The 18,980-nt window shown below is 40.1% G+C and carries 35 protein-coding genes; all 35 read right to left on the reverse strand.

Translation table 11 applies throughout. The annotated features are described in order from the left end of the window. Positions 1-57: 57 nt before the first annotated feature. The gene (gene rpsD / locus HYG86_RS08160; RefSeq protein ID WP_213168728.1) at positions 58-684 is read right to left on the reverse strand and encodes a 30S ribosomal protein S4; all 627 of its coding nucleotides are present in this window, start codon (positions 682-684) and stop codon (positions 58-60) included. Between the two features lie 26 nt (positions 685-710). Continuing rightward, positions 711-1,103, reverse strand: a complete 393-nt coding sequence (gene rpsK, locus HYG86_RS08165) for a 30S ribosomal protein S11 (RefSeq protein WP_213168730.1) — start codon at positions 1,101-1,103, stop codon at positions 711-713. A gap of 24 nt (positions 1,104-1,127) precedes the next feature. Further along, complete coding sequence (rpsM, locus tag HYG86_RS08170; protein ID WP_213168732.1) at positions 1,128-1,496, reverse strand: 30S ribosomal protein S13; 369 nt, start codon at positions 1,494-1,496, stop codon at positions 1,128-1,130. Positions 1,497-1,520: 24 nt separating this feature from the next. Further along, positions 1,521-1,634: a 50S ribosomal protein L36 gene (gene rpmJ / locus HYG86_RS08175; protein WP_008516283.1), complete on the reverse strand. Its 114-nt coding sequence runs from the start codon at positions 1,632-1,634 to the stop codon at positions 1,521-1,523. Positions 1,635-1,640: 6 nt separating this feature from the next. Beyond that, positions 1,641-1,865: a translation initiation factor IF-1 gene (gene infA / locus HYG86_RS08180; protein WP_213168734.1), complete on the reverse strand. Its 225-nt coding sequence runs from the start codon at positions 1,863-1,865 to the stop codon at positions 1,641-1,643. Positions 1,866-1,895: 30 nt separating this feature from the next. Beyond that, entirely contained in the window at positions 1,896-2,153 is a 258-nt protein-coding gene (locus HYG86_RS08185; RefSeq protein WP_213168735.1) for a KOW domain-containing RNA-binding protein, read from the reverse strand. A 29-nt stretch (positions 2,154-2,182) separates the two neighbouring features. Further along, a complete protein-coding gene (gene map / locus HYG86_RS08190; RefSeq protein ID WP_213168737.1) occupies positions 2,183-2,932 on the reverse strand; it encodes a type I methionyl aminopeptidase in 750 nt (249 codons plus the stop codon). Next, on the reverse strand, positions 2,919-3,581 hold the full coding sequence (locus HYG86_RS08195; RefSeq protein ID WP_213168739.1) for an adenylate kinase: 663 nt from the start codon (positions 3,579-3,581) through the stop codon (positions 2,919-2,921). The genes map and HYG86_RS08195 overlap by 14 nt, the downstream gene beginning before the upstream one ends. 20 nt (positions 3,582-3,601) lie before the next feature. Beyond that, positions 3,602-4,861: a preprotein translocase subunit SecY gene (gene secY, locus HYG86_RS08200; protein WP_213168741.1), complete on the reverse strand. Its 1,260-nt coding sequence runs from the start codon at positions 4,859-4,861 to the stop codon at positions 3,602-3,604. A 1-nt stretch (position 4,862) separates the two neighbouring features. Continuing rightward, positions 4,863-5,306, reverse strand: coding sequence for a 50S ribosomal protein L15 (gene rplO / locus HYG86_RS08205; RefSeq protein ID WP_213168743.1), 444 nt, complete (start codon positions 5,304-5,306; stop codon positions 4,863-4,865). A gap of 42 nt (positions 5,307-5,348) precedes the next feature. Then, positions 5,349-5,534 carry a 50S ribosomal protein L30 gene (gene rpmD, locus HYG86_RS08210; RefSeq protein ID WP_213168745.1) on the reverse strand — a complete coding sequence of 62 codons (186 nt, stop codon included), beginning with the start codon at positions 5,532-5,534 and terminating at the stop codon, positions 5,349-5,351. A gap of 12 nt (positions 5,535-5,546) precedes the next feature. Then, the gene (rpsE, locus tag HYG86_RS08215) at positions 5,547-6,047 is read right to left on the reverse strand and encodes a 30S ribosomal protein S5 (protein ID WP_213168747.1); all 501 of its coding nucleotides are present in this window, start codon (positions 6,045-6,047) and stop codon (positions 5,547-5,549) included. Between the two features lie 15 nt (positions 6,048-6,062). Further along, positions 6,063-6,431, reverse strand: a complete 369-nt coding sequence (gene rplR / locus HYG86_RS08220) for a 50S ribosomal protein L18 (RefSeq protein WP_213168749.1) — start codon at positions 6,429-6,431, stop codon at positions 6,063-6,065. A gap of 36 nt (positions 6,432-6,467) precedes the next feature. Then, positions 6,468-7,007, reverse strand: a complete 540-nt coding sequence (gene rplF / locus HYG86_RS08225; protein WP_213168752.1) for a 50S ribosomal protein L6 — start codon at positions 7,005-7,007, stop codon at positions 6,468-6,470. A gap of 42 nt (positions 7,008-7,049) precedes the next feature. Then, positions 7,050-7,448: a 30S ribosomal protein S8 gene (gene rpsH, locus HYG86_RS08230; RefSeq protein ID WP_213168754.1), complete on the reverse strand. Its 399-nt coding sequence runs from the start codon at positions 7,446-7,448 to the stop codon at positions 7,050-7,052. Between the two features lie 31 nt (positions 7,449-7,479). Continuing rightward, positions 7,480-7,665: a type Z 30S ribosomal protein S14 gene (locus HYG86_RS08235; RefSeq protein WP_213168755.1), complete on the reverse strand. Its 186-nt coding sequence runs from the start codon at positions 7,663-7,665 to the stop codon at positions 7,480-7,482. A gap of 23 nt (positions 7,666-7,688) precedes the next feature. Then, complete coding sequence (gene rplE / locus HYG86_RS08240) at positions 7,689-8,228, reverse strand: 50S ribosomal protein L5 (protein ID WP_213168757.1); 540 nt, start codon at positions 8,226-8,228, stop codon at positions 7,689-7,691. Between the two features lie 26 nt (positions 8,229-8,254). Next, the gene (gene rplX, locus HYG86_RS08245; protein ID WP_213168759.1) at positions 8,255-8,581 is read right to left on the reverse strand and encodes a 50S ribosomal protein L24; all 327 of its coding nucleotides are present in this window, start codon (positions 8,579-8,581) and stop codon (positions 8,255-8,257) included. Between the two features lie 18 nt (positions 8,582-8,599). Then, the gene (rplN, locus tag HYG86_RS08250) at positions 8,600-8,968 is read right to left on the reverse strand and encodes a 50S ribosomal protein L14 (RefSeq protein WP_213168761.1); all 369 of its coding nucleotides are present in this window, start codon (positions 8,966-8,968) and stop codon (positions 8,600-8,602) included. 36 nt (positions 8,969-9,004) lie between these two features. Continuing rightward, positions 9,005-9,262, reverse strand: coding sequence for a 30S ribosomal protein S17 (gene rpsQ / locus HYG86_RS08255; protein WP_213168763.1), 258 nt, complete (start codon positions 9,260-9,262; stop codon positions 9,005-9,007). A 35-nt stretch (positions 9,263-9,297) separates the two neighbouring features. Continuing rightward, entirely contained in the window at positions 9,298-9,501 is a 204-nt protein-coding gene (gene rpmC / locus HYG86_RS08260) for a 50S ribosomal protein L29 (protein ID WP_213168765.1), read from the reverse strand. Beyond that, positions 9,491-9,925 carry a 50S ribosomal protein L16 gene (rplP, locus tag HYG86_RS08265; RefSeq protein WP_213168767.1) on the reverse strand — a complete coding sequence of 145 codons (435 nt, stop codon included), beginning with the start codon at positions 9,923-9,925 and terminating at the stop codon, positions 9,491-9,493. The genes rpmC and rplP overlap by 11 nt, the downstream gene beginning before the upstream one ends. A 3-nt stretch (positions 9,926-9,928) precedes the next feature. Beyond that, positions 9,929-10,603 carry a 30S ribosomal protein S3 gene (gene rpsC, locus HYG86_RS08270; protein WP_213168769.1) on the reverse strand — a complete coding sequence of 225 codons (675 nt, stop codon included), beginning with the start codon at positions 10,601-10,603 and terminating at the stop codon, positions 9,929-9,931. Between the two features lie 3 nt (positions 10,604-10,606). Then, the gene (gene rplV / locus HYG86_RS08275) at positions 10,607-10,948 is read right to left on the reverse strand and encodes a 50S ribosomal protein L22 (RefSeq protein ID WP_213168771.1); all 342 of its coding nucleotides are present in this window, start codon (positions 10,946-10,948) and stop codon (positions 10,607-10,609) included. A 31-nt stretch (positions 10,949-10,979) separates the two neighbouring features. Next, positions 10,980-11,261: a 30S ribosomal protein S19 gene (rpsS, locus tag HYG86_RS08280; RefSeq protein WP_213168773.1), complete on the reverse strand. Its 282-nt coding sequence runs from the start codon at positions 11,259-11,261 to the stop codon at positions 10,980-10,982. A gap of 36 nt (positions 11,262-11,297) precedes the next feature. Next, positions 11,298-12,128, reverse strand: a complete 831-nt coding sequence (rplB, locus tag HYG86_RS08285; RefSeq protein WP_213168775.1) for a 50S ribosomal protein L2 — start codon at positions 12,126-12,128, stop codon at positions 11,298-11,300. 27 nt (positions 12,129-12,155) lie between these two features. After that, positions 12,156-12,440, reverse strand: a complete 285-nt coding sequence (gene rplW, locus HYG86_RS08290) for a 50S ribosomal protein L23 (protein ID WP_213168776.1) — start codon at positions 12,438-12,440, stop codon at positions 12,156-12,158. Next, entirely contained in the window at positions 12,440-13,063 is a 624-nt protein-coding gene (gene rplD / locus HYG86_RS08295; RefSeq protein ID WP_213168778.1) for a 50S ribosomal protein L4, read from the reverse strand. The genes rplW and rplD overlap by 1 nt, the downstream gene beginning before the upstream one ends. A 29-nt stretch (positions 13,064-13,092) precedes the next feature. Continuing rightward, the gene (gene rplC / locus HYG86_RS08300) at positions 13,093-13,719 is read right to left on the reverse strand and encodes a 50S ribosomal protein L3 (RefSeq protein WP_213168779.1); all 627 of its coding nucleotides are present in this window, start codon (positions 13,717-13,719) and stop codon (positions 13,093-13,095) included. 70 nt (positions 13,720-13,789) lie between these two features. After that, complete coding sequence (rpsJ, locus tag HYG86_RS08305; RefSeq protein ID WP_213168781.1) at positions 13,790-14,098, reverse strand: 30S ribosomal protein S10; 309 nt, start codon at positions 14,096-14,098, stop codon at positions 13,790-13,792. A 234-nt stretch (positions 14,099-14,332) separates the two neighbouring features. Next, the gene (gene tuf, locus HYG86_RS08310) at positions 14,333-15,535 is read right to left on the reverse strand and encodes an elongation factor Tu (RefSeq protein WP_213168783.1); all 1,203 of its coding nucleotides are present in this window, start codon (positions 15,533-15,535) and stop codon (positions 14,333-14,335) included. Positions 15,536-15,589: 54 nt separating this feature from the next. Further along, positions 15,590-17,662, reverse strand: a complete 2,073-nt coding sequence (gene fusA, locus HYG86_RS08315) for an elongation factor G (RefSeq protein WP_213168785.1) — start codon at positions 17,660-17,662, stop codon at positions 15,590-15,592. 65 nt (positions 17,663-17,727) lie between these two features. Next, on the reverse strand, positions 17,728-18,198 hold the full coding sequence (gene rpsG, locus HYG86_RS08320) for a 30S ribosomal protein S7 (protein WP_213168787.1): 471 nt from the start codon (positions 18,196-18,198) through the stop codon (positions 17,728-17,730). Positions 18,199-18,238: 40 nt separating this feature from the next. Then, positions 18,239-18,616, reverse strand: a complete 378-nt coding sequence (rpsL, locus tag HYG86_RS08325; RefSeq protein WP_213168789.1) for a 30S ribosomal protein S12 — start codon at positions 18,614-18,616, stop codon at positions 18,239-18,241. Positions 18,617-18,701: 85 nt separating this feature from the next. Beyond that, positions 18,702-18,953, reverse strand: coding sequence for a L7Ae/L30e/S12e/Gadd45 family ribosomal protein (locus HYG86_RS08330; RefSeq protein ID WP_213168791.1), 252 nt, complete (start codon positions 18,951-18,953; stop codon positions 18,702-18,704). Positions 18,954-18,980: the final 27 nt, after the last annotated feature.

The raw sequence follows: 18,980 nt of genomic DNA on the forward strand, positions 1-18,980 counted from the left end.
TTTACCCTCCCTTTTCACATAAAATTGGAGTTACGAGGGCTGCTATAAATATTAGCCTTATCTTGAGTAAAGCTCAACAATTAAGTGTTCTGCTACAGGCACATCGATATCTTCTCTTGATGGAGTTGCTAAAACTTTACCACTAAGAGCTTCTACATCTCTTTCTAACCAAGAAGCAACATTTTGAGTAGCAGCAAATTCTCTAAGGTCCTTGAATTTCGGGGAATCTTGAGATTTTTCCTTAACTTGAATTACATCACCTGGCTTAGTTAGGTAAGATGGAATATCTACCTTTTTACCATTTACAGTGAAGTGACCATGTGTAACTAGTTGTCTAGCTTCAACCCTTGATGTACCAAAACCTAAACGGAACACTTGGTTGTCTAAGCGGCTTTCTAGGATTTGAAGTAGGTTTTCACCTGTAACACCTTGTCTTCTGTTTGCTTCTTTAAAGTAGTTGCGGAATTGTTTTTCTAAAACGCCATAAATACGACGTAATTTTTGTTTTTCTCTTAACTGCATTCCGTATTCAGATACTTTTTTTCTAGCTTGACCATGCTGACCAGGAGCATAGTTGCGGCGATCTATGGCACATTTTGGTGTGTAGCATCTTTCGCCTTTTAAGAAAAGCTTAGTACCTTCTCTACGGCAAAGTCTACATACAGCTTCTGTATATCTTGCCATTTATCCAATACACCTCCTATAAATTACTATACGCGACGCCTTTTTGGTGGGCGGCAACCATTGTGTGGTATTGGAGTGGTATCTCTAATACCTATTACTTCTAAACCAGCTGCTTGTAGCGAGCGGATAGCCGCTTCTCTACCAGAGCCTGGCCCTTTTACAGTAACGTCTACTATTTTTAGACCATGTTCCATGGCTGCTTTAGCAGCAACTTCTGCAGCTGTTTGAGCAGCAAAAGGTGTGCTTTTTCTTGATCCTCTGAAGCCCATGGCTCCAGCACTTGACCAAGAAAGAGTGTTACCAGCAACGTCAGAAATGGTTATGATTGTATTGTTAAAGGTTGAATGAATGTGGGCTACGCCACGTTCAATGTTCTTCCGTTCTCTACGTCTTGGACGACTAGTAGTTCTACGTGCCAATTGGAGTCCCTCCTTTTCGTACTATTATTTACGTTTACCACCTTGAGTTCTCTTAGGCCCTTTACGGGTACGAGAGTTGTTTTTGGTATTTTGTCCCCTTACAGGTAGCCCCATACGGTGACGACGTCCTCTATAACTTCCAATTTCAATTAGCCTTTTGATGTTCATAGCTATCTCACGACGAAGGTCACCTTCAACTTTGTGACTTTTATCAATAGCTTCTCTTAGCCTGTTAACTTCATCTTCAGTAAGATCTCTTACTCTAGTTTCAGGACTAATTGCTAATTGGCTTAAGATCTGTTCAGAGGTCCTTCTTCCTATACCATAGATATATGTTAAGGATATTACTACCCTTTTATCTCTAGGTAAGTCTACACCTGAAATTCTTGCCATAGTGTTATGACACCTCCTATTATACTAGCCTTGTTTTTGTTTATGTTTTGGATTCTCGCAGATAACCATGACTTTACCTTTTCTCTTGATTATCTTGCATTTTTCACAAATAGGTTTTACTGATGGTCTTACTTTCATATTTATCTACCTCCTTTGTCCCCTATAAGTAATCCTTCCCTTGGTCAGGTCATATGGAGACAGCTCAACGGTAACTTTATCACCTGGTAAAATCCGAATGAAATTCATACGAAGTTTTCCTGATATGTGAGCTAAAATAACATGGCCGTTTTCTAGCTCTACTTTAAACGTAGCGTTAGGAAGAGACTCTAGGACTTTTCCTTCAACTTCGATAACATCAATCTTAGACATTATTCCATAACCTCCTTCTTCCGGTACCTTCTAGCTATCTTCTTGTTCAAAGGTACTTATGGCAAAAGCTATTTTCTCATCTGTAAGATGAGCAGGGTTTTTTATAAAGCTTTGATTAGATACTAATCTAATATGCTTTACGTTCTTTTGTTTAGGTTTTTTAATAGTACGAAATTTGCCGTCTACTAAGGTTACCCTATCCCCCTGTAGCTCTAAAATAACATATAGTTTATCTTTGTCACGCCCTTTTTTAGAGCGAACAAGATTACCTATTTGAACATCTGTCAATGGAGATACCCTCCTTTAAGCCACCGCGATTATTCAACGGCTGTTAAAATTTCCGGTCCATCATCTGTGAGGACTATGGTGTGTTCAAAGTGTGCCGATGGTTTGTTATCTAAAGTAACTACCGTCCAGCCATCGCGCAATGTCTTAACCCGATAAGTTCCCATATTGACCATGGGTTCGATGGCAAAAACCATCCCAGCCTTTAGCCTAGGTCCACAACCGGGCTTCCCAAAGTTAGGAATTTGCGGATCTTCATGCATTGCTTGACCTATACCATGACCGGTATAGTCTCGCACAACGGAAAAACCCTTCTCTTCTACATAATTTCCAATTGTAGCGGAAATATCAGAAAGTCTGTTTCCAACTATAGCTTGTTTTATTCCTTCGAAGAGAGACTGACGTGTTACGTCTAACAACCTTTGTACTTCCTCAGAAATTTTGCCTACAGGATAGGTTACAGCAGCATCGCCGTAATAACCGTTTATTTTAGCACCGATATCAATACTAATAATATCTCCATCTTTTAAGGTTTTAACCCCAGGTATACCATGAACAACCTCATGATTTATGGATGCACAGATACTAGCGGGGAAACCATGATAACCTTTGAAGGCCGGCGTTGCCCCTTGGGCAAGGAGGTATTGTTCCACTATATGGTCTAGTTCCTTCGTGGATATACCCGGTTTTATGCTTTCAGCAACAACCTTATGAGCACCTGCGGTAATCCTACCGGCTTCCCGCAGGTATTCAATTTCCCTTTGTGATTTAATGATTATCATTACAGCTACCTCGCAAGGCATCTTCGATGTCATTAAATACTTTGTCAATAGACTGCAAACCGTCAATGGTAACTAGTGTACCCTGATTAGTATAGTATTCAATCAGAGGAGCGGTTTGGTTGTTATAAACTGTAAGTCGCTCTTTGGCAGTACCTTCGTTATCATCAGCACGCTGATATAGCTCTCCACCACATGCGTCACAAGCTCCATCTTTAGAAGAAGCGTTGAACATTACGTGATAGGTTGCCCCACATGTTTTGCAGACTCTCCTACCGGTGAGTCTTGCAATTAGTTCCTCGAAGGGAACTTCTATGTTTATACAGCGGTCAATGGGATAACCGTTATCTTTTAAAAACCCGTCAAGGGCTTTCGCTTGATCGGTAGTCCTCGGGAAGCCGTCTAGTAAGAATCCATCTTGACAGTCTGTTAGCTGCAGTCTTTCTTGCACGATACCAATAACGATATCATCGGGAACAAGTTGCCCTTTATCCATATATTCCTTAGCTTTCATCCCTAGAGGCGTTTCCTCTTTAAGTGCTTTTCTAAATATATCCCCAGTTGAGATATGGGGAATACGGTAACTCTCAGCGATTTTAACTGCCTGGGTGCCTTTTCCTGCCCCTGGCGGTCCCAATAGTATCAATCTCATTATTATAGCCTCCTTAGGTGTTACCCCATGAAGCCTTTATAATGCCTCATGATTAGTTGCGATTCTATTTGCTTCATAGTTTCTAGTGCCACACCAACAACTATTAGTAATGATGTACCACCGATCCCTATATTTACACCAGCTAAGTTACCAACTGCAAATGGGATTACAACTATTAAAGCTAAGAATAGAGCACCAACTAAGGTTATTCTTGTTAAAATTCTTTCTATATGACTTGATGTAGGCTTTCCTGGTCTAATACCTGGTATGAAACCTCCATTTTTTTTCATGTTGTCTGCAAGTTCAACAGGGTTAACAGTTATTGCTGTGTAGAAATATGCAAAGAAAACTATTAGAAGAGCCTGTAAAATCTGTCCAGAAACAGTAGACATATCGAAGAATCGAGCGATTACATTTACAACAGCGTTATCCCAAAATTCACCAATTGTAGCTGGGAATAGCAGTAGTGATGTAGCGAAAATTACAGGGATTACACCAGCTTGGTTAACTTTTAGTGGGATATGAGTAGATTGACCACCATACATTTTACGACCAACAACTCTTTTGGCGTATTGTACTGGGATTTTTCTTTCACCTTCTTGTACGTATATAACACCTACAAGAACCACTAAAGCAATTGCTACTAATATAAGGGCAGTGAAGATATGTCCTTCACCAACTCTTATTAGCTCTATATATTGGATTATAGTCAATGGCAGTCTGGAAACAATACCTGCGAAAATAATTAGCGATATACCGTTACCGATACCATTTTCAGTAATTTGCTCACCTAACCACATCAAAAATGCAGTACCTGCTGTTAGGGATATTACAACTAATGCTAGAGAACCTAGGTCAGATGATGACATATACCCTCTAAAAGCAAAGCTTAAACCTGTTGCTTGGATAGTACCTAGTATTACAGTACCAAACCTAGTTACTTGTGTTAGTTTCTTTCTTCCTTCTTCGCCTTCTTTTGACCACGCTTCAAATTTAGGTATTACAACTGTTAGTAGTTGTGTAATAATCGAAGCGTTAATGTAGGGCATTATACCCATGGCAAATATAGAAAAGTTAGAAAGAGCACCACCAGAGAAGATATCGAAAAGACCTAAAAGGCCTCCGCCTTCTACCTGGCCTGCAATACCAGCTGGATCTATCCCAGGAACTGGTACAAAAGAACCTAATCTGAAAACAAATAGCATAGCTAGGGTAAATATCATTTTCTTTCGTAGGTCCTTTATTTTCCAAGCATTACGCAAGGTTTCTACAAATTGCATACTATATCACCTCGATAGTGCCGCCAAGAGCCTCAATCTTCTCAACAGCAGACTTTGTAAACTTTTGTGCTTGCACAGTAAGTTTTACCTCTAAGTTACCGTTACCTAGGATTTTCACCCCGTCGGCAAGTTTTTTAATGATACCCTTTTCAATTAGCATATCTGGGGTAACTACAGTGTCTGCTGCGAAGGTGTTTAGGTCTGAAACGTTCACTATTGCCCAAGTGGTTCCAAATCTTTTGTTGTTAAAACCTCTTTTTGGAATCCTTTGTTGTAAAGGCATTTGACCACCTTCAAAACCAGGGCGAACGCCTCCACCACTTCTTGCATTTTGTCCTTTTGCTCCTTTACCTGCTGTCTTACCGTTTCCAGAACCGATTCCTAGGCCTTTTCTCTTACCTACGGTACGGGAACCTTTTGCAGGCTTTAATTCATGTAAGTTCATTTGCTTTTGCACCTCCCTCTTTATGGCAATGGTGACTTTATATTAATTAGTTTCTTCTACTTGAACAAGGTGAGAGATTTTCTCAACCATTCCTCTAATTTGTGGGTTGTCAGGTTGAACGACAACTTGTTGAAGCTTTCTTAGGCCTAGGGTTTGGGCAACTACCCTTTGGTCTTTGGAGCGGCCGATTAAACTTCTCACCAATTTGATTTGTAGTGATTTAGCCATTTAAAGTACCCCCTATCCTAATAATTCTTCTACGGTTTTACCACGAAGTTTTGCAACATGCTCAGCTGTTTTAAGTTCTTTAAGACCTGAAATTGTAGCATTAACAATGTTTAAAGAGTTAGCTGAACCTAAAGATTTTGTTAGTATATCTCTGATACCGGCAGATTCCAGCACTGCACGTACTGGGCCACCTGCGATAACACCAGTACCTTCAGATGCAGGTTTTAGCATAACGCTACCGGCTCCGAATTTACCAAGCACCTGATGGGGAATAGTTGTACCCACTACTGGAACTGTAATCATATTCTTTTTAGCGTCTTCTACACCTTTGCGGATAGCTTCAGGTACTTCACCAGCTTTACCGATTCCAGCACCAACGTGACCGTTACCGTCACCTACTACTACAAGTGCGCTGAAACTGAAGCGACGACCACCTTTAACAACCTTAGCAACTCGGTTAATATGGACGACTTTTTCTGTTAAGTCCAATGTACTAGGGTCAATGCGTTTCATTTGTTCCCCTCCTTCTTAGAATTCTAGTCCTGCTTCTCTAGCTGCTTCTGCTAGAGCTTTAACACGACCGTGATATATATATCCACCTCTATCGAACACTACTGCTTTAATACCCTTATCTAAAGCTTTCTTTGCCACAAGCTGTCCAACAGCCTTAGCAGCTTCGATGTTTCCGCTTGATATACTCATTCCCTTAAATTCAGCATCTAAGGTTGAAGCAGAAACTAGGGTGTTTCCGGTAGTGTCGTCAATGACTTGGGCGTAGATGTTTTGCAGACTGCGGAAAACGTTTAATCTAGGACGCACGCTAGAACCACTAAGGTTTTTACGAGCTCTTCCGTGACGTTTTAATCTAGCTAAGTTCTTGCTTTCTTTGTTGATCACCCAAATTCACTCCTTTCACACTTTTAAAAAGCTTGTTTATTTACCTGTTTTACCTTCTTTACGACGGACTTGTTCGCCTTCGTAACGAATACCTTTACCTAGGTAAGGCTCAGGTTCTCTGTACGAACGGATTTTAGCAGCCATTTGACCAACTAGTTGCTTGTCGATACCTTTAACACTAATTTTAGTTGGAGCGGGTACTTCAAATGTTATACCAGCTGGAGCTTCAACTTCTACTGGGTGAGAATAACCTAATGAAAGGTTAAGCTTTGTTCCCTGAAGAGCCGCTCTGTAACCAACACCAATTATTTCAAGGTTCCTTGTGTAACCTTGAGTTACACCTTCAACCATGTTAGCAATAAGACTTCTTGTTAAACCGTGTAGTGAGCGATGATCCTTTTGATCAGAAGGTCTTGCAACAGTTACATTACCTTCTTCTAAAGTAATTATCATATCAGATGATAATTTTTCCACCAGTTGACCTTTAGGGCCTTTTACTGTAACAACGTTTTCTTCATCTATTTTAAAATCAACCCCTGCTGGGATTACAATAGGTTTTTTACCGATTCGAGACATGTTCACACCTCCTGTTTCAAAATGATAAGAGCTAGTTTGCTATTACCATACGTAGCAGATTACTTCTCCACCCGTTCCTAATTTCCTAGCAACTTTGTCAGTTACAAGTCCTTGGGAGGTAGAAATCACTGCAATTCCTAAACCACCTAGTACTTTAGGTAATTCATCTTTATTTGCATAAACCCTTAAACCAGGTTTGCTAATTCTTTTTAATCCAGTAATAACCCTTTCACGGTTTCCACCGTACTTAAGGTGAATTCTAATAATCCCTTGCTTATCGTCTTCGATCCACTCATAATCCTTAATGAAACCCTCTGCTTTTAGAATTTCAGCAAGGTTTTTCTTAATTTTTGATCCAGGGATCTCAACAGTAGGGTGAATTGCCATGTTAGCATTTCTTACCCTAGTAAGCATATCTGCTATAGGATCTGTCATAGTCATATTAAATTACCTCCTTCCTAAGACTTAAGCTTTACCAGCTGGCTTTTTTTACGCCGGGAATTTCACCTTTATAAGCTAATTCACGGAAACATATACGACACATACCAAAATCTCTTAGGTATGCATGAGGACGACCGCATAATTTACAACGATTGTATCTTCTTACCTTGAATTTTGGCTCACGCTTTTGCTTGGCGATCATTGATTTTTTTGCCACTTTTTTCCCTCCTCCTTTTTAAATTAGGATCTAAAGGGCATTCCGAAGGCCCGTAACATTTCACGTGCTTCTTCATCGGTATTGGCAGTAGTTACGAATACTACGTCCATACCCCTAACCTTATCTACTTTATCGTAGTCAATCTCTGGGAAAATTAGCTGTTCTTTAAGTCCAAGAGTGTAGTTCCCTCTACCGTCGAAAGCTTTAGGAGAAACTCCTCTGAAGTCCCTTACCCTTGGCAATGCAACGTTTAGAAGTCTGTCTAAAAACTCATACATTCTTTCACCACGAAGGGTTACTTTTGTACCGATAGACATACCTTCTCTTATTTTAAAACCAGCAATAGCCTTTTTAGCTTTTGTGATTATAGGTTTTTGACCAGTAATGATACCTAGATCATTTACTGCACCTTCTAAAACTTTAGGGTTATCTTTAGCTTCTCCAACACCAATGTTTACAACGATTTTATCAATACGAGGTGCTTGCATTACACTACTGTATTGAAATTTCTCCATCAGTTGAGGAACTATTTCTTTTTTGTATACTTCTTTTAGTCTAGCCACCTTAGGCAACCTCCCTTCTAGGTTAATTACTTATCGATAACCTCACTGCATTTTTTACATTGACGCACTTTATTACCATCTTGTAAAAACTTCTTTGCAGCACGGGTTGGTTTGTTACAACGAGGACATACCAACATAACTTTAGAGCTCTCAACAGCTCCTTCTCTTTCGATGATACCGCCTTGTGGGTTTTCACGGGTTGGTTTAGTATGTCTTTTTACTATATTAACGCCTTCAACGATAACTTTTCCTTCTTTTGGGAAAACAGAAAGAACTTTTCCTTGCTTGTCTTTATCTTTCCCAGAGAGAATCGTTACCTTGTCACCGGTTTTGACATGTACTTTATTAGCCACATCATCCACCTCCTCGCATTAGATTACTTCTGGAGCTAATGAAACGATTTTCATGAAGTCCTTATCCCTTAATTCACGGGCAACAGGTCCGAAAATCCTTGTACCTCTTGGGTTTTTTGCATCGTTTATGATAACGGCTGCGTTTTCGTCAAACTTGATGTAAGAACCATCGTTACGACGAATTCCATACGCAGAACGTACAATTACAGCTTTTACAACTTCACCTTTTTTTACAACACCACCGGGTGTTGCTTCCTTAACTGAAGCGATGATTACATCACCGATATTTGCAAAACGACGTCTGGTTCCTCCCAATACCCTTATGGTCATAAGCTTACGGGCACCGGAGTTGTCGGCAACATTCAACCTAGTTTGTTGTTGAATCATGGTTTGCCCTCCTTTCAAACAATGTGTTTGTATAAACTATTTCGCTTTTTCTACTACGTCCACTAGGCGCCATCTTTTGTCTTTACTTAGTGCTCTAGTTTCCATAATTTTTACTGTATCACCAATACCTGCTTGGTTTGTTTCATCATGGGCTTTGAATTTTGTGGTTCTCTTTACCCTTTTTCCATATAAGGGGTGCTTGTCAGTGGTTTCGATGGATACAACAATAGTTTTATCCATTTTGTCACTAACTACTTTACCCGTACGAACCTTGCGGAAATTACGCTCTGCCATCAAAATGAGCCTCCTTTCATCAACTAAAATTAAGGCTACTGAACGTTAATCTTTAGTTCTCTTTCTCGTATAACTGTTTTAATACGAGCGATATCTTTTCTAACTTGACGAATACGCATTGGGTTTTCCAATTGACCAGTAGCTAACTGGAACCTTAAGTTGAACAACTCACCTTTTAGGTTGTCAAGCTTTTGAGTTAACTCTTGTGCAGTTAGATCTCTTACTTCCTTAGCCTTCATGGTTTTCACCACCTAATTCTTCCCTTTTTACAAACTTACATTTGATAGGTAGTTTATGCATAGCAAGTCTCATTGCTTCCCTTGCTGTTTCTTCAGGAACACCTGCAAGTTCAAACATAACTCTACCAGGCTTAACTACTGCCACCCACTTCTCTGGTGAACCTTTACCGGAACCCATTCTTGTTTCAGCAGGTTTTGCGGTTATAGGCTTGTGAGGGAAAATTTTAATCCAAACCTTACCACCCCTTTTGATATAACGGGTCATAGCAATACGGGCAGCTTCAATTTGTCTATTTGTAATCCAAGATGCTTCTAACGCTTGTAGACCGTATTCACCGAAGTCTACTTTTGTACCACCTTTAGATTTACCTTTAATACCGCCACGGTGTGGCCTACGGAATTTGACTCTTTTTGGCATTAACATAGATTATTTTCCTCCTTCCTTAGCCTTTTTAGCTGGAAGAACTTCCCCTTTATATATCCAAACTTTAACTCCGATTTTACCATAGGTTGTATCAGCTTCTGCAGTGCCGTAATCGATATCTGCTCTTAAAGTTTGTAAAGGAACATTTCCTTCTGTATACCATTCAGTACGTGCCATATCAGCGCCGCCTAAACGTCCACTTACACTTGTTTTGATACCTTGTGCACCTGATCTCAAAGTACGTCCGATTGCTTGTTTCATAGCTCTTCTGAAAGCGATTCTTCTCTCTAGTTGAGAAGCAATGTTTTCAGCTACAAGTTTAGCATCTAGGTCAGGGGCTTTGATTTCCATTATGTTTAAATGGATTTGTTTTTTACCAGCTTTGTCTTGGTCAGCAAGACGCTCGATTTGTTTTCTTAAGTTTTCTACTCCTGCACCACCCTTACCGATTACCATACCGGGTTTAGCAGTGTGGATTGTAATTCTAACTCTGTTAGCAGCTCTTTCGATTTCTACTTTTGAAACACCAGAGTTAGGCAGGGCTTTTCTGATATATTTTCTGATCCTTAAGTCTTCGTGAAGTGTATCAACATAAGTTCTCTTGTCTGCATACCATTTAGCATCCCAGTCACGAATGATACCAACACGTAATCCTATTGGATTTACTTTTTGACCCACTAACTATCCCTCCTTTTTCTCCGCTACAACTATAGTAATGTGGCTAGTTTTTTTGTTTATTCTAGTCGCACGTCCTTGCGCTCTTGGTCTGAACCTTTTGATTGTAGGACCTTGATCAGCGAAGGCTTGACTAATATATAGACTGTTTATATCCATTTCATAGTTATGTTCAGCATTTGCAACCGCAGACTTCAACACCTTTTCAATGATAGGCGATGCAGCTTTAGGAGTAAATCTCAAAACCGCTAATGCGTCGGGGATGCTTTTGCCTCTTACTAAGTCCATTACAATTCGAACTTTTCTTGGCGCTATTCGAACATAACGAGCAACAGCTTTTGCTTCCATCTAATTATTCCTCCTCTCTAGCGATTTTTCACTATCTGAGATTGGTAGAACGCTCGGTGTCTCCGTGACCTTTATAGGTACGGGTTGGAACAAACTCACCTAATTTATGACCAACCATATCTTCACTTACAAATACAGGCACATGTTTCCTTCCGTCATAGACGGCTAAGGTATGACCGACAAACTCTGGAAAGATTGTAGAACGTCTAGACCAAGTTTTTAGAACTTTTTTATCGCCAGCAGCGTTCATCTCTTCAATCTTTTTCATTAAATGCTCGTCGCAGAAAGGGCCTTTCTTTAGAGACCTACCCATGCTTTTACCTCCTTATTACCCTAAAATGCCTCAAGGTTATTTTTTACGTTTTTTGACAATATATTTATCAGACGGTTTATTTTTCTTACGAGTTTTATATCCCAGTGTAGGTTTACCCCATGGAGATACTGGACTCTTTCTACCGATAGGTGCTTTACCTTCACCACCACCATGTGGATGGTCTACAGGGTTCATTACAACACCACGTACAGTAGGTCTTTTACCCATCCAACGGGAACGACCAGCTTTACCGATTGATATGTTTTCATGGTCAGTGTTACCTACACGACCTATTGTTGCATAGCAATCAACGTGAATAAGTCTTTCTTCACCGGAAGGTAGTCTTACGTGAGCGTAGTTGCCTTCTTTAGCCATAAGCTGAGCTTGACCACCAGCTGATCTCACTAATTGAGCACCTTTTCCGATTTTAAGTTCAATATTGTGAATAACTGAACCCACTGGGATGTTTTTTAGTGGTAGTGCGTTACCCACTTTGATATCTGCACTTGGTCCTGAAACTAAAGTGTCGCCCACTTTAAGTCCAACAGGAGCAATGATATATCTTTTTTCGCCGTCTGCGTAGTTTAAAAGAGCTATGTTTGCACTACGGTTTGGATCGTATTCTATTGTAGCTACCTTTGCAGGTATATCAGCTTTGTTACGTTTAAAGTCAATTATACGGTATTTCTTTTTGTGTCCACCACCTTGGTGACGAACAGTCAGCTTTCCTTGAGCGTTTCTTCCCGCTTTGCTTTTTAAAGGTGCAAGAAGCGATTTCTCAGGAGTTGAAGTAGTGATTTCTTCAAAGGCTGAAACTGTCATGAACCTTTTTCCTGGGGAAGTTGGTTTAAACTTTTTGATAGCCACTTTCATTTCCCTCCTTTGCTAGAAAATTTACTCAAAAATCTCAATTGGCTTGGATTTTTCTGTTAGAGTAACGATTGCTTTTTTCCAGTTTGGTCTGTATCCAGAATGAACACCCATCCTTTTGAATTTACCCTTCATATTGATGGTGTTTACCTTTTCAACATCCACACCAAACAAGCTTTCAACAGCATGTTTTATTTCAACTTTATTGGCTCTTTTCTCCACCACAAAGGTGTATTTTCCTTCAGCCATCATGTCATTTGTTTTTTCAGTTATCAGTGGTTTTTTTATGATGTCGCGGGGATCACGCATTACGCAAACACCTCCTCCACTTTATTAACCGCATCTTGTGTCATAACCAAAGTGGTGTAGTTTAACAAGTCGTAAACGTTAATACTATCTGCGATGGCAGTTTTTACACCTTGGATGTTTTTAGCGGATTTGTAAACAACACTGTCGGGTGTTGCGGTAACGATTAAAGCTTTACCCTGTACTTTTAGGTTGCTTAACAGGCTAATGATTTCCTTTGTTTTAGGTGTTTCCATGTATAGAGCATCTAAAACAATTAGGTTATTACCTTGTACTTTAGTTGTTAGAGCAGAGTACATAGCTAATCTACGCACTTTTTTAGGCATAGTATAACGGTAGTTTCTAGGTTTTGGTCCAAATGCAATTGCACCACCTACCCACAACGGTGACCTGATTGTACCATGACGGGCTCTACCGGTACCTTTTTGACGCCAAGGTTTTGCTCCACCACCTCTTACTTCGCCACGGCTTTTTGTAGAGGCAGTACCTTGTCTTTTAGCTGCTAAGTGTGCTAACACAACTTCGTGCATTGCAGCTTCATTTATTGTTGAGTCAAATAAGCTAGGGTTTAGTTCCATTTCTGAAACCACTTCACCTAATTTATTGTAAACTGATACTTTAGGCATGTTGCATCCTCCTTTCATAAAAACTTATATTAAGCTTTTACTGAATCTTTTATAGTAACTAGTGAACCTTTAGCACCTGGAATAGCACCTTTAATTAAAAGTAGGTTTCTTTCGATATCTACTTTTACTACTTCAAGGTTTTGAACTGTTACTTTTTCGCCACCCATTCTTCCAGGTAAAGTTTGACCTTTAAATACCCTTGCTGGATCTACTGCACCTAGAGAACCTGGGCCTCTATGATAACGGGAGCCGTGGGACATTGGGCCACGTGATTGGTTATGTCTTTTGATAGAACCTGCGAACCCTTTTCCTTTAGAAGTTCCGGTTACATCAACAGCCTCACCAACTGAAAAAACATCAGCTTTGATTTCTTGTCCAACTTCATAACCTTGAACGTTTTCAAGTTTGAACTCAGCTAAGTATTTTTTCGGTGCAACATTGGCCTTTTTGAAATGCCCTTGCAGAGGTTTATTAACTTTTCTTTCTGCAATATCATAAAAACCTAACTGAATAGCCTCATAGCCCTCAGTTTCTTGGCTCTTCTTTTGTACAACGATACAAGGACCTGCTTCGATTACGGTAACTGGTACTACCTTACCTTCTTCATTGAAGATTTGAGTCATACCTAGTTTTTTACCTAGTATAGCTTTTTGCATTGGTTGCCACCTCCCTAGTAAAACTTAATTCTAAACATTTTTAAAAGACCTATACTGTCTTTTAGGCCTTTTATAGTTTGATTTCGATATCAACACCAGCTGGTAAGTCAAGCTTCATTAGAGCATCAACTGTCTTTGGTGTTGGCTCAAGAATGTCAACAAGTCTTTTGTGAGTTCTCATTTCGAACTGTTCCCTAGAATCCTTGTACTTGTGTACAGCTCTTAGGATTGTATAGACATTCTTTTCTGTAGGCAACGGTATCGGACCTGATACTTTTGCACCGGTGTTTTTTGCTGTATCAACAATTTTCTCAGCGGATTGGTCTAAAATCTTATGATCAAACGCTTTTAAACGGATACGGATTTTTTGAGTTGCCATTTTCATACCTCCTTTTCGCCCATTTTTAAAACGGACATACTCAGCAAAAACTATCCTCTTTTTAGAGGTAACCTTCTGCCTCATCGCAAGTCACAACATTTCTATTATACCTCGATAATTAATGCATTACAAGTCTTGACTTATAACTTTTATTATGCTTTTAAAGGGTTTTTAGAAATTGTTTTAAAGTCACTTACAGGTTGTAAAAATACAACCTGTAAGTGGATTATTTTACTATGCTTTGATGTCTACAACAACACCAGCGCCTACTGTTCTACCACCTTCACGGATAGCGAATCTTAGGCCAGGCTCGATAGCGATTGATGTGATTAGCTCTACATCAATTTTAATGTTGTCACCAGGCATTACCATTTCCATACCTTCTGGAAGTGTGATTACGCCAGTTACGTCAGTTGTACGGAAGTAGAACTGTGGACGGTAACCGTTGAAGAATGGACTGTGACGGCCACCTTCTTCTTTTGTTAGTACATAGATTTCTGCTGTGTACTTTGTATGTGGTTTGATTGTATTTGGTTTAGCTAGTACTTGACCACGCTCTACCTCTGTACGCTCAACACCCCTAAGTAGTGCACCTACGTTGTCACCTGCTTGAGCTTGATCTAGAAGTTTTCTAAACATCTCAACGCCTGTACATACTGTTTTCTTTGGCTCTTCTGTGAAACCTACGATTTGAATCTCGTCACCAACTTTAACAATACCACGCTCGATACGGCCTGTTACTACTGTACCACGACCTGTAATTGTGAATACGTCCTCGATTGGCATTAGGAATGGCTTGTCTGTGTCACGCTCTGGAGTTGGCACATACTCATCTACTGCGTCCATAAGCTCCCACATTTTTCCGCACCATTCGCATTCCCTTTTACCACAACCACACTCAAGTGCTTTAAGGGCTGAACCTGCTACTATTGGAGTGTCATCGCCTGGGAATTCATACTCAGATAGTAGGTCACGTACTTCTAACTCTACTAACTCTAGTAATTCTTCGTCGTCTACCATGTCAGCTTTGTTTAGGAATACTACGATGTGTGGTACACCTACTTGACGGGATAGAAGGATGTGCTCACGGGTTTGTGGCATTGGGCCATCAGCTGCAGATACAACTAGGATAGCTCCATCCATTTGAGCAGCTCCAGTGATCATGTTTTTAACATAGTCAGCATGACCTGGGCAGTCAACGTGTGCATAGTGACGGTTTTCTGTTTCATACTCAACGTGAGCTGTAGAGATTGTGATCCCCCTAGCTTTTTCTTCTGGTGCTTTGTCAATCATGTCATATGCCATTTTTGTAGCTCCACCAGTTGTAGAGATGATTGTTGTTAGTGCTGCTGTTAAAGTAGTTTTACCATGGTCAACGTGGCCGATTGTTCCTACGTTAACGTGTGGCTTATTACGTTCAAATTTACTCTTAGCCATTTTTTATTTGCCTCCTTAATAATTGGTTTTATTGTGATTGGGAATAACCCAAATTTACTTGCCTTTTTCCATTATTTCATCTGCAATGCTTTTTGGCACTTGATCATAATGGGAGAATTCCATGGCGTAAACGCCTCTACCTTGAGTTTTAGAACGAAGGTCAGTTGCATAACCGAACATGGATGCTAGTGGTACAAATGCTCTGATTACTTGAGCACCGGCTCTAGATTCCATTCCATCAATTCTACCTCTTCTTGAGTTAATATCACCCATAACATCACCCATATACTCTTCAGGTACAGTTACTTCTACCTTCATAGTAGGTTCTAGGATAGCTGGATTAGCTTTTTTCATAGCTTCTTTAAAAGCCATGGAACCAGCTATCTTAAACGCCATCTCAGATGAGTCAACATCATGGTATGATCCGTCAACCAAAGTAACTTTGAAGTCAAGCACGGGATATCCTGCAAGGATACCGTTCTTAGAAGCTTCTTGGATACCTTGATCAACTGGGTTGATGAATTCTTTAGGAATAGCTCCACCAACAACTTTGTTTTCAAATAAGTATCCTTCGCCTGGTTCCCTTGGAGATAGTTCAATCCAAACATGACCGAATTGTCCTCTACCACCGGACTGACGTACGAATTTACCTTCTGCTTTAACTTCTTTAGTGATGGTTTCTTTGTATGCAACTTGTGGGTTACCTACATTAGCCTTCACTTTGAATTCTCTAAGCATACGGTCAACAATTATATCTAAGTGAAGCTCACCCATACCAGCGATTATAACTTGGCCAGTCTCTTCGTTAGTATAAGTTTTAAATGTTGGATCCTCTTCAGCAAGTTTAGCTAGCGCTATACCCATTTTCTCTTGGTCAGCTTTAGTAGCAGGTTCAATTGCTACTGAGATAACTGGCTCAGGGAAAACCATGGCTTCTAGGATAACTGGTTTTGCATCGTCACAAAGAGTGTCACCAGTTGTTGTATCTTTAAGACCAACAGCTGCGGCAATATCACCAGTGAAAACCTCGGTGATTTCTTCTCTGTGGTTAGCATGCATTTGAAGGATACGTCCGATTCTTTCTTTTTTACCCTTTGTGGAGTTATATACGTAAGAACCAGATTTTAAAGTACCAGAGTAAACCCTAAAGAATGCTAGTTTACCAACATATGGGTCACTCATGATTTTAAATGCCAATGCTGAGAAAGGTTCTTCGTCACTTGCAACTCTAACGATCTCTTCTTCAGTGTCCATCTCAACACCTTTAATAGGTGGTATGTCAAGGGGTGATGGCATATAATCAACTACTGCATCTAGTAGAATAGGAACACCTTTGTTTTTGTAAGAAGAACCACATAAAACTGGTACTATTGTTGTATCACAGGTACCTTTTCTAAGGGCTTTCTTAATCTCTTCTAGGGTAAATTCTTCACCTTCTAGATACTTCATCATTAATTCTTCATCGGTCTCCGCAACTGCTTCAAGCAGTTGTTCTCTGTACTTGCCTGCAATCTCTTGTAGGTCTTCAGGAATATCAACTGTTTCAACTTGAGTGCCTAAATCGTCTTTATAAACGTAGGCTTTCATTATAACTAAGTCAACCATTCCTTGGAAGTTGTCTTCTGCTCCGATAGGAAGTTGGATAGGTACAGCATTAGCTTTTAATCTGTCTCTCATCATCCCTACAGTTCTGAAGAAATCAGCTCCAGTTATGTCCATTTTGTTTACATAGGCCATTCTCGGAACACGATACTTGTCCGCTTGTCTCCAAACAGTCTCTGATTGTGGCTCTACACCACCTTTTGCACAAAAAACACCTACTGCACCGTCAAGTACGCGGAGGGACCTTTCAACTTCTACTGTAAAGTCCACGTGTCCAGGTGTATCTATGATGTTTATCCTGTGATCTTTCCACTGAGCTGTAGTCGCAGCTGAAGTAATGGTAATACCACGCTCTTGTTCTTGAACCATCCAGTCCATGGTAGCAGCACCATCATGAACCTCGCCTAGTTTATGAACCTTACCTGTGTAGAACAAAATACGTTCTGTGGTAGTGGTTTTACCAGCATCGATATGAGCCATGATACCTATATTTCTTGTTCTTGCTAAGGAAAATTGTCTGGGCATAGTTATCCCCCCTTCTAGTGCTATTTTTTCTTAATTCATAAGAATTATTACATAAAATTAAAATTCTACCAACGGTAGTGAGCGAATGCTTTGTTAGCCTCAGCCATTTTGTGAGTATCTTCTCTCTTCTTAACTGCAGCACCTACGTTATTAGATGCATCTAAGATTTCAGCAGAAAGACGCTCTTCCATGGTTTTTTCACCACGTTTTCTTGAGTAATCAATCAACCAACGGATACCTAAGGTACGACGACGGTCTGGTCTTACTTCTACGGGCACTTGGTAGTTAGAACCACCAACTCTACGGGATTTTACTTCTAATACTGGCATAATGTTTTTCATTGCTTCGTCTAATACTTCGATTGGCTCTTTGCCACTTTTTTCTTTAATTCTATCTAATGCACCATACATAATGCTTTGAGCAGTACCCTTTTTACCATCAAGCATAAGCTTGTTGATAATCCTAGAAACCAACTCATTGCCATATACTGGATCAGGCAGTATATCCCTTTTAGGAACTGGACCTTTTCTTGGCATGTTTTTCCCTCCTTCTTCTTAAGCTGCTAATTTATTAAAGTTACTTTTTCTTTGGTCTTTTAGCACCGTATTTAGAACGTGCTTGATTACGGTTTTGAACGCCTGCAGTATCCAGTGCACCACGAACAATGTGATAACGAACACCCGGTAAGTCTTTTACCCTACCACCCCTTACAAGTACAACACTATGCTCTTGAAGGTTATGACCAATACCTGGAATATATGCAGTTACTTCAGTACCATTAGTCAAACGTACCCTAGCAACTTTTCTAAGGGCCGAGTTAGGTTTTTTAGGAGTCATTGTTGAAACCCTTGTACAAACTCCTCTTTTTTGTGGAGATTTTTCAAGTGCAGGAGCTGTTGTTTTTTTCACCTGCTTTTGTCTTCCGTAACGGACTAACTGGTTAATTGTTGGCATCTACGACACCTCCTTCCCACATTTCTTAGTCATAAAATACACAAAAAAATAAACTATGGGTGCCCCGGCAAATGCCGGGGCTTGTTTAATCTCCCAATATAGCTGCGGCTGCCGCCCCAACTTGTATCCCACAAGCTTCACCTAAAAGAGCCATATTTTCTACCAGATGGTATTCTATTTGCTTTTGTTGACAAAGCTTTAGTAGTGGATTCAAAATGTGGTCATCTGCATCTTTTGCTAAATATACGAGTTTGGCTTCACCTTTTTCTACTGCTTTCTTTGTCTGCTTCATACCCACAGCTTTTTTTGATGCAGTAGCTAGTTGTTGCATCGCCATACTTTTCTACCTCCAAGTTTAAGGCAG

This window comes from Alkalicella caledoniensis, from assembly GCF_014467015.1.
Taxonomy (GTDB): domain Bacteria; phylum Bacillota; class Proteinivoracia; order Proteinivoracales; family Proteinivoracaceae; genus Alkalicella; species Alkalicella caledoniensis.

What these genes read in the sequence shown, in the direction of transcription:
- fusA (WP_213168785.1), bottom strand. Translation starts at nt 17,662, where the DNA reads ATGCCCAGACAATTTTCCTTAGCAAGAACAAGAAATATAGGTATCATG.
- rplP (WP_213168767.1), bottom strand. Translation starts at nt 9,925, where the DNA reads ATGTTAATGCCAAAAAGAGTCAAATTCCGTAGGCCACACCGTGGCGGT.
- rpsM (WP_213168732.1), bottom strand. Translation starts at nt 1,496, where the DNA reads ATGGCAAGAATTTCAGGTGTAGACTTACCTAGAGATAAAAGGGTAGTA.
- rpsJ (WP_213168781.1), bottom strand. Translation starts at nt 14,098, where the DNA reads ATGGCAACTCAAAAAATCCGTATCCGTTTAAAAGCGTTTGATCATAAG.
- HYG86_RS08330 (WP_213168791.1), bottom strand. Translation starts at nt 18,953, where the DNA reads ATGGCGATGCAACAACTAGCTACTGCATCAAAAAAAGCTGTGGGTATG.
- rplN (WP_213168761.1), bottom strand. Translation starts at nt 8,968, where the DNA reads ATGATTCAACAACAAACTAGGTTGAATGTTGCCGACAACTCCGGTGCC.
- rpsL (WP_213168789.1), bottom strand. Translation starts at nt 18,616, where the DNA reads ATGCCAACAATTAACCAGTTAGTCCGTTACGGAAGACAAAAGCAGGTG.
- rpsD (WP_213168728.1), bottom strand. Translation starts at nt 684, where the DNA reads ATGGCAAGATATACAGAAGCTGTATGTAGACTTTGCCGTAGAGAAGGT.
- rpmD (WP_213168745.1), bottom strand. Translation starts at nt 5,534, where the DNA reads ATGGCTAAATCACTACAAATCAAATTGGTGAGAAGTTTAATCGGCCGC.
- secY (WP_213168741.1), bottom strand. Translation starts at nt 4,861, where the DNA reads ATGCAATTTGTAGAAACCTTGCGTAATGCTTGGAAAATAAAGGACCTA.
- rpmC (WP_213168765.1), bottom strand. Translation starts at nt 9,501, where the DNA reads ATGAAGGCTAAGGAAGTAAGAGATCTAACTGCACAAGAGTTAACTCAA.
- rplD (WP_213168778.1), bottom strand. Translation starts at nt 13,063, where the DNA reads ATGCCTAAAGTATCAGTTTACAATAAATTAGGTGAAGTGGTTTCAGAA.
- rpsE (WP_213168747.1), bottom strand. Translation starts at nt 6,047, where the DNA reads ATGAAACGCATTGACCCTAGTACATTGGACTTAACAGAAAAAGTCGTC.
- rpsQ (WP_213168763.1), bottom strand. Translation starts at nt 9,262, where the DNA reads ATGGCAGAGCGTAATTTCCGCAAGGTTCGTACGGGTAAAGTAGTTAGT.
- rplC (WP_213168779.1), bottom strand. Translation starts at nt 13,719, where the DNA reads ATGCAAAAAGCTATACTAGGTAAAAAACTAGGTATGACTCAAATCTTC.
- infA (WP_213168734.1), bottom strand. Translation starts at nt 1,865, where the DNA reads ATGTCTAAGATTGATGTTATCGAAGTTGAAGGAAAAGTCCTAGAGTCT.
- rpmJ (WP_008516283.1), bottom strand. Translation starts at nt 1,634, where the DNA reads ATGAAAGTAAGACCATCAGTAAAACCTATTTGTGAAAAATGCAAGATA.
- map (WP_213168737.1), bottom strand. Translation starts at nt 2,932, where the DNA reads ATGATAATCATTAAATCACAAAGGGAAATTGAATACCTGCGGGAAGCC.
- rplO (WP_213168743.1), bottom strand. Translation starts at nt 5,306, where the DNA reads ATGAACTTACATGAATTAAAGCCTGCAAAAGGTTCCCGTACCGTAGGT.
- rpsS (WP_213168773.1), bottom strand. Translation starts at nt 11,261, where the DNA reads ATGGGTAGGTCTCTAAAGAAAGGCCCTTTCTGCGACGAGCATTTAATG.
- rplW (WP_213168776.1), bottom strand. Translation starts at nt 12,440, where the DNA reads ATGCGTGATCCCCGCGACATCATAAAAAAACCACTGATAACTGAAAAA.
- rplV (WP_213168771.1), bottom strand. Translation starts at nt 10,948, where the DNA reads ATGGAAGCAAAAGCTGTTGCTCGTTATGTTCGAATAGCGCCAAGAAAA.
- rpsG (WP_213168787.1), bottom strand. Translation starts at nt 18,198, where the DNA reads ATGCCAAGAAAAGGTCCAGTTCCTAAAAGGGATATACTGCCTGATCCA.
- rplF (WP_213168752.1), bottom strand. Translation starts at nt 7,007, where the DNA reads ATGTCTCGAATCGGTAAAAAACCTATTGTAATCCCAGCAGGGGTTGAT.
- HYG86_RS08195 (WP_213168739.1), bottom strand. Translation starts at nt 3,581, where the DNA reads ATGAGATTGATACTATTGGGACCGCCAGGGGCAGGAAAAGGCACCCAG.
- tuf (WP_213168783.1), bottom strand. Translation starts at nt 15,535, where the DNA reads ATGGCTAAGAGTAAATTTGAACGTAATAAGCCACACGTTAACGTAGGA.
- rpsH (WP_213168754.1), bottom strand. Translation starts at nt 7,448, where the DNA reads ATGACTATGACAGATCCTATAGCAGATATGCTTACTAGGGTAAGAAAT.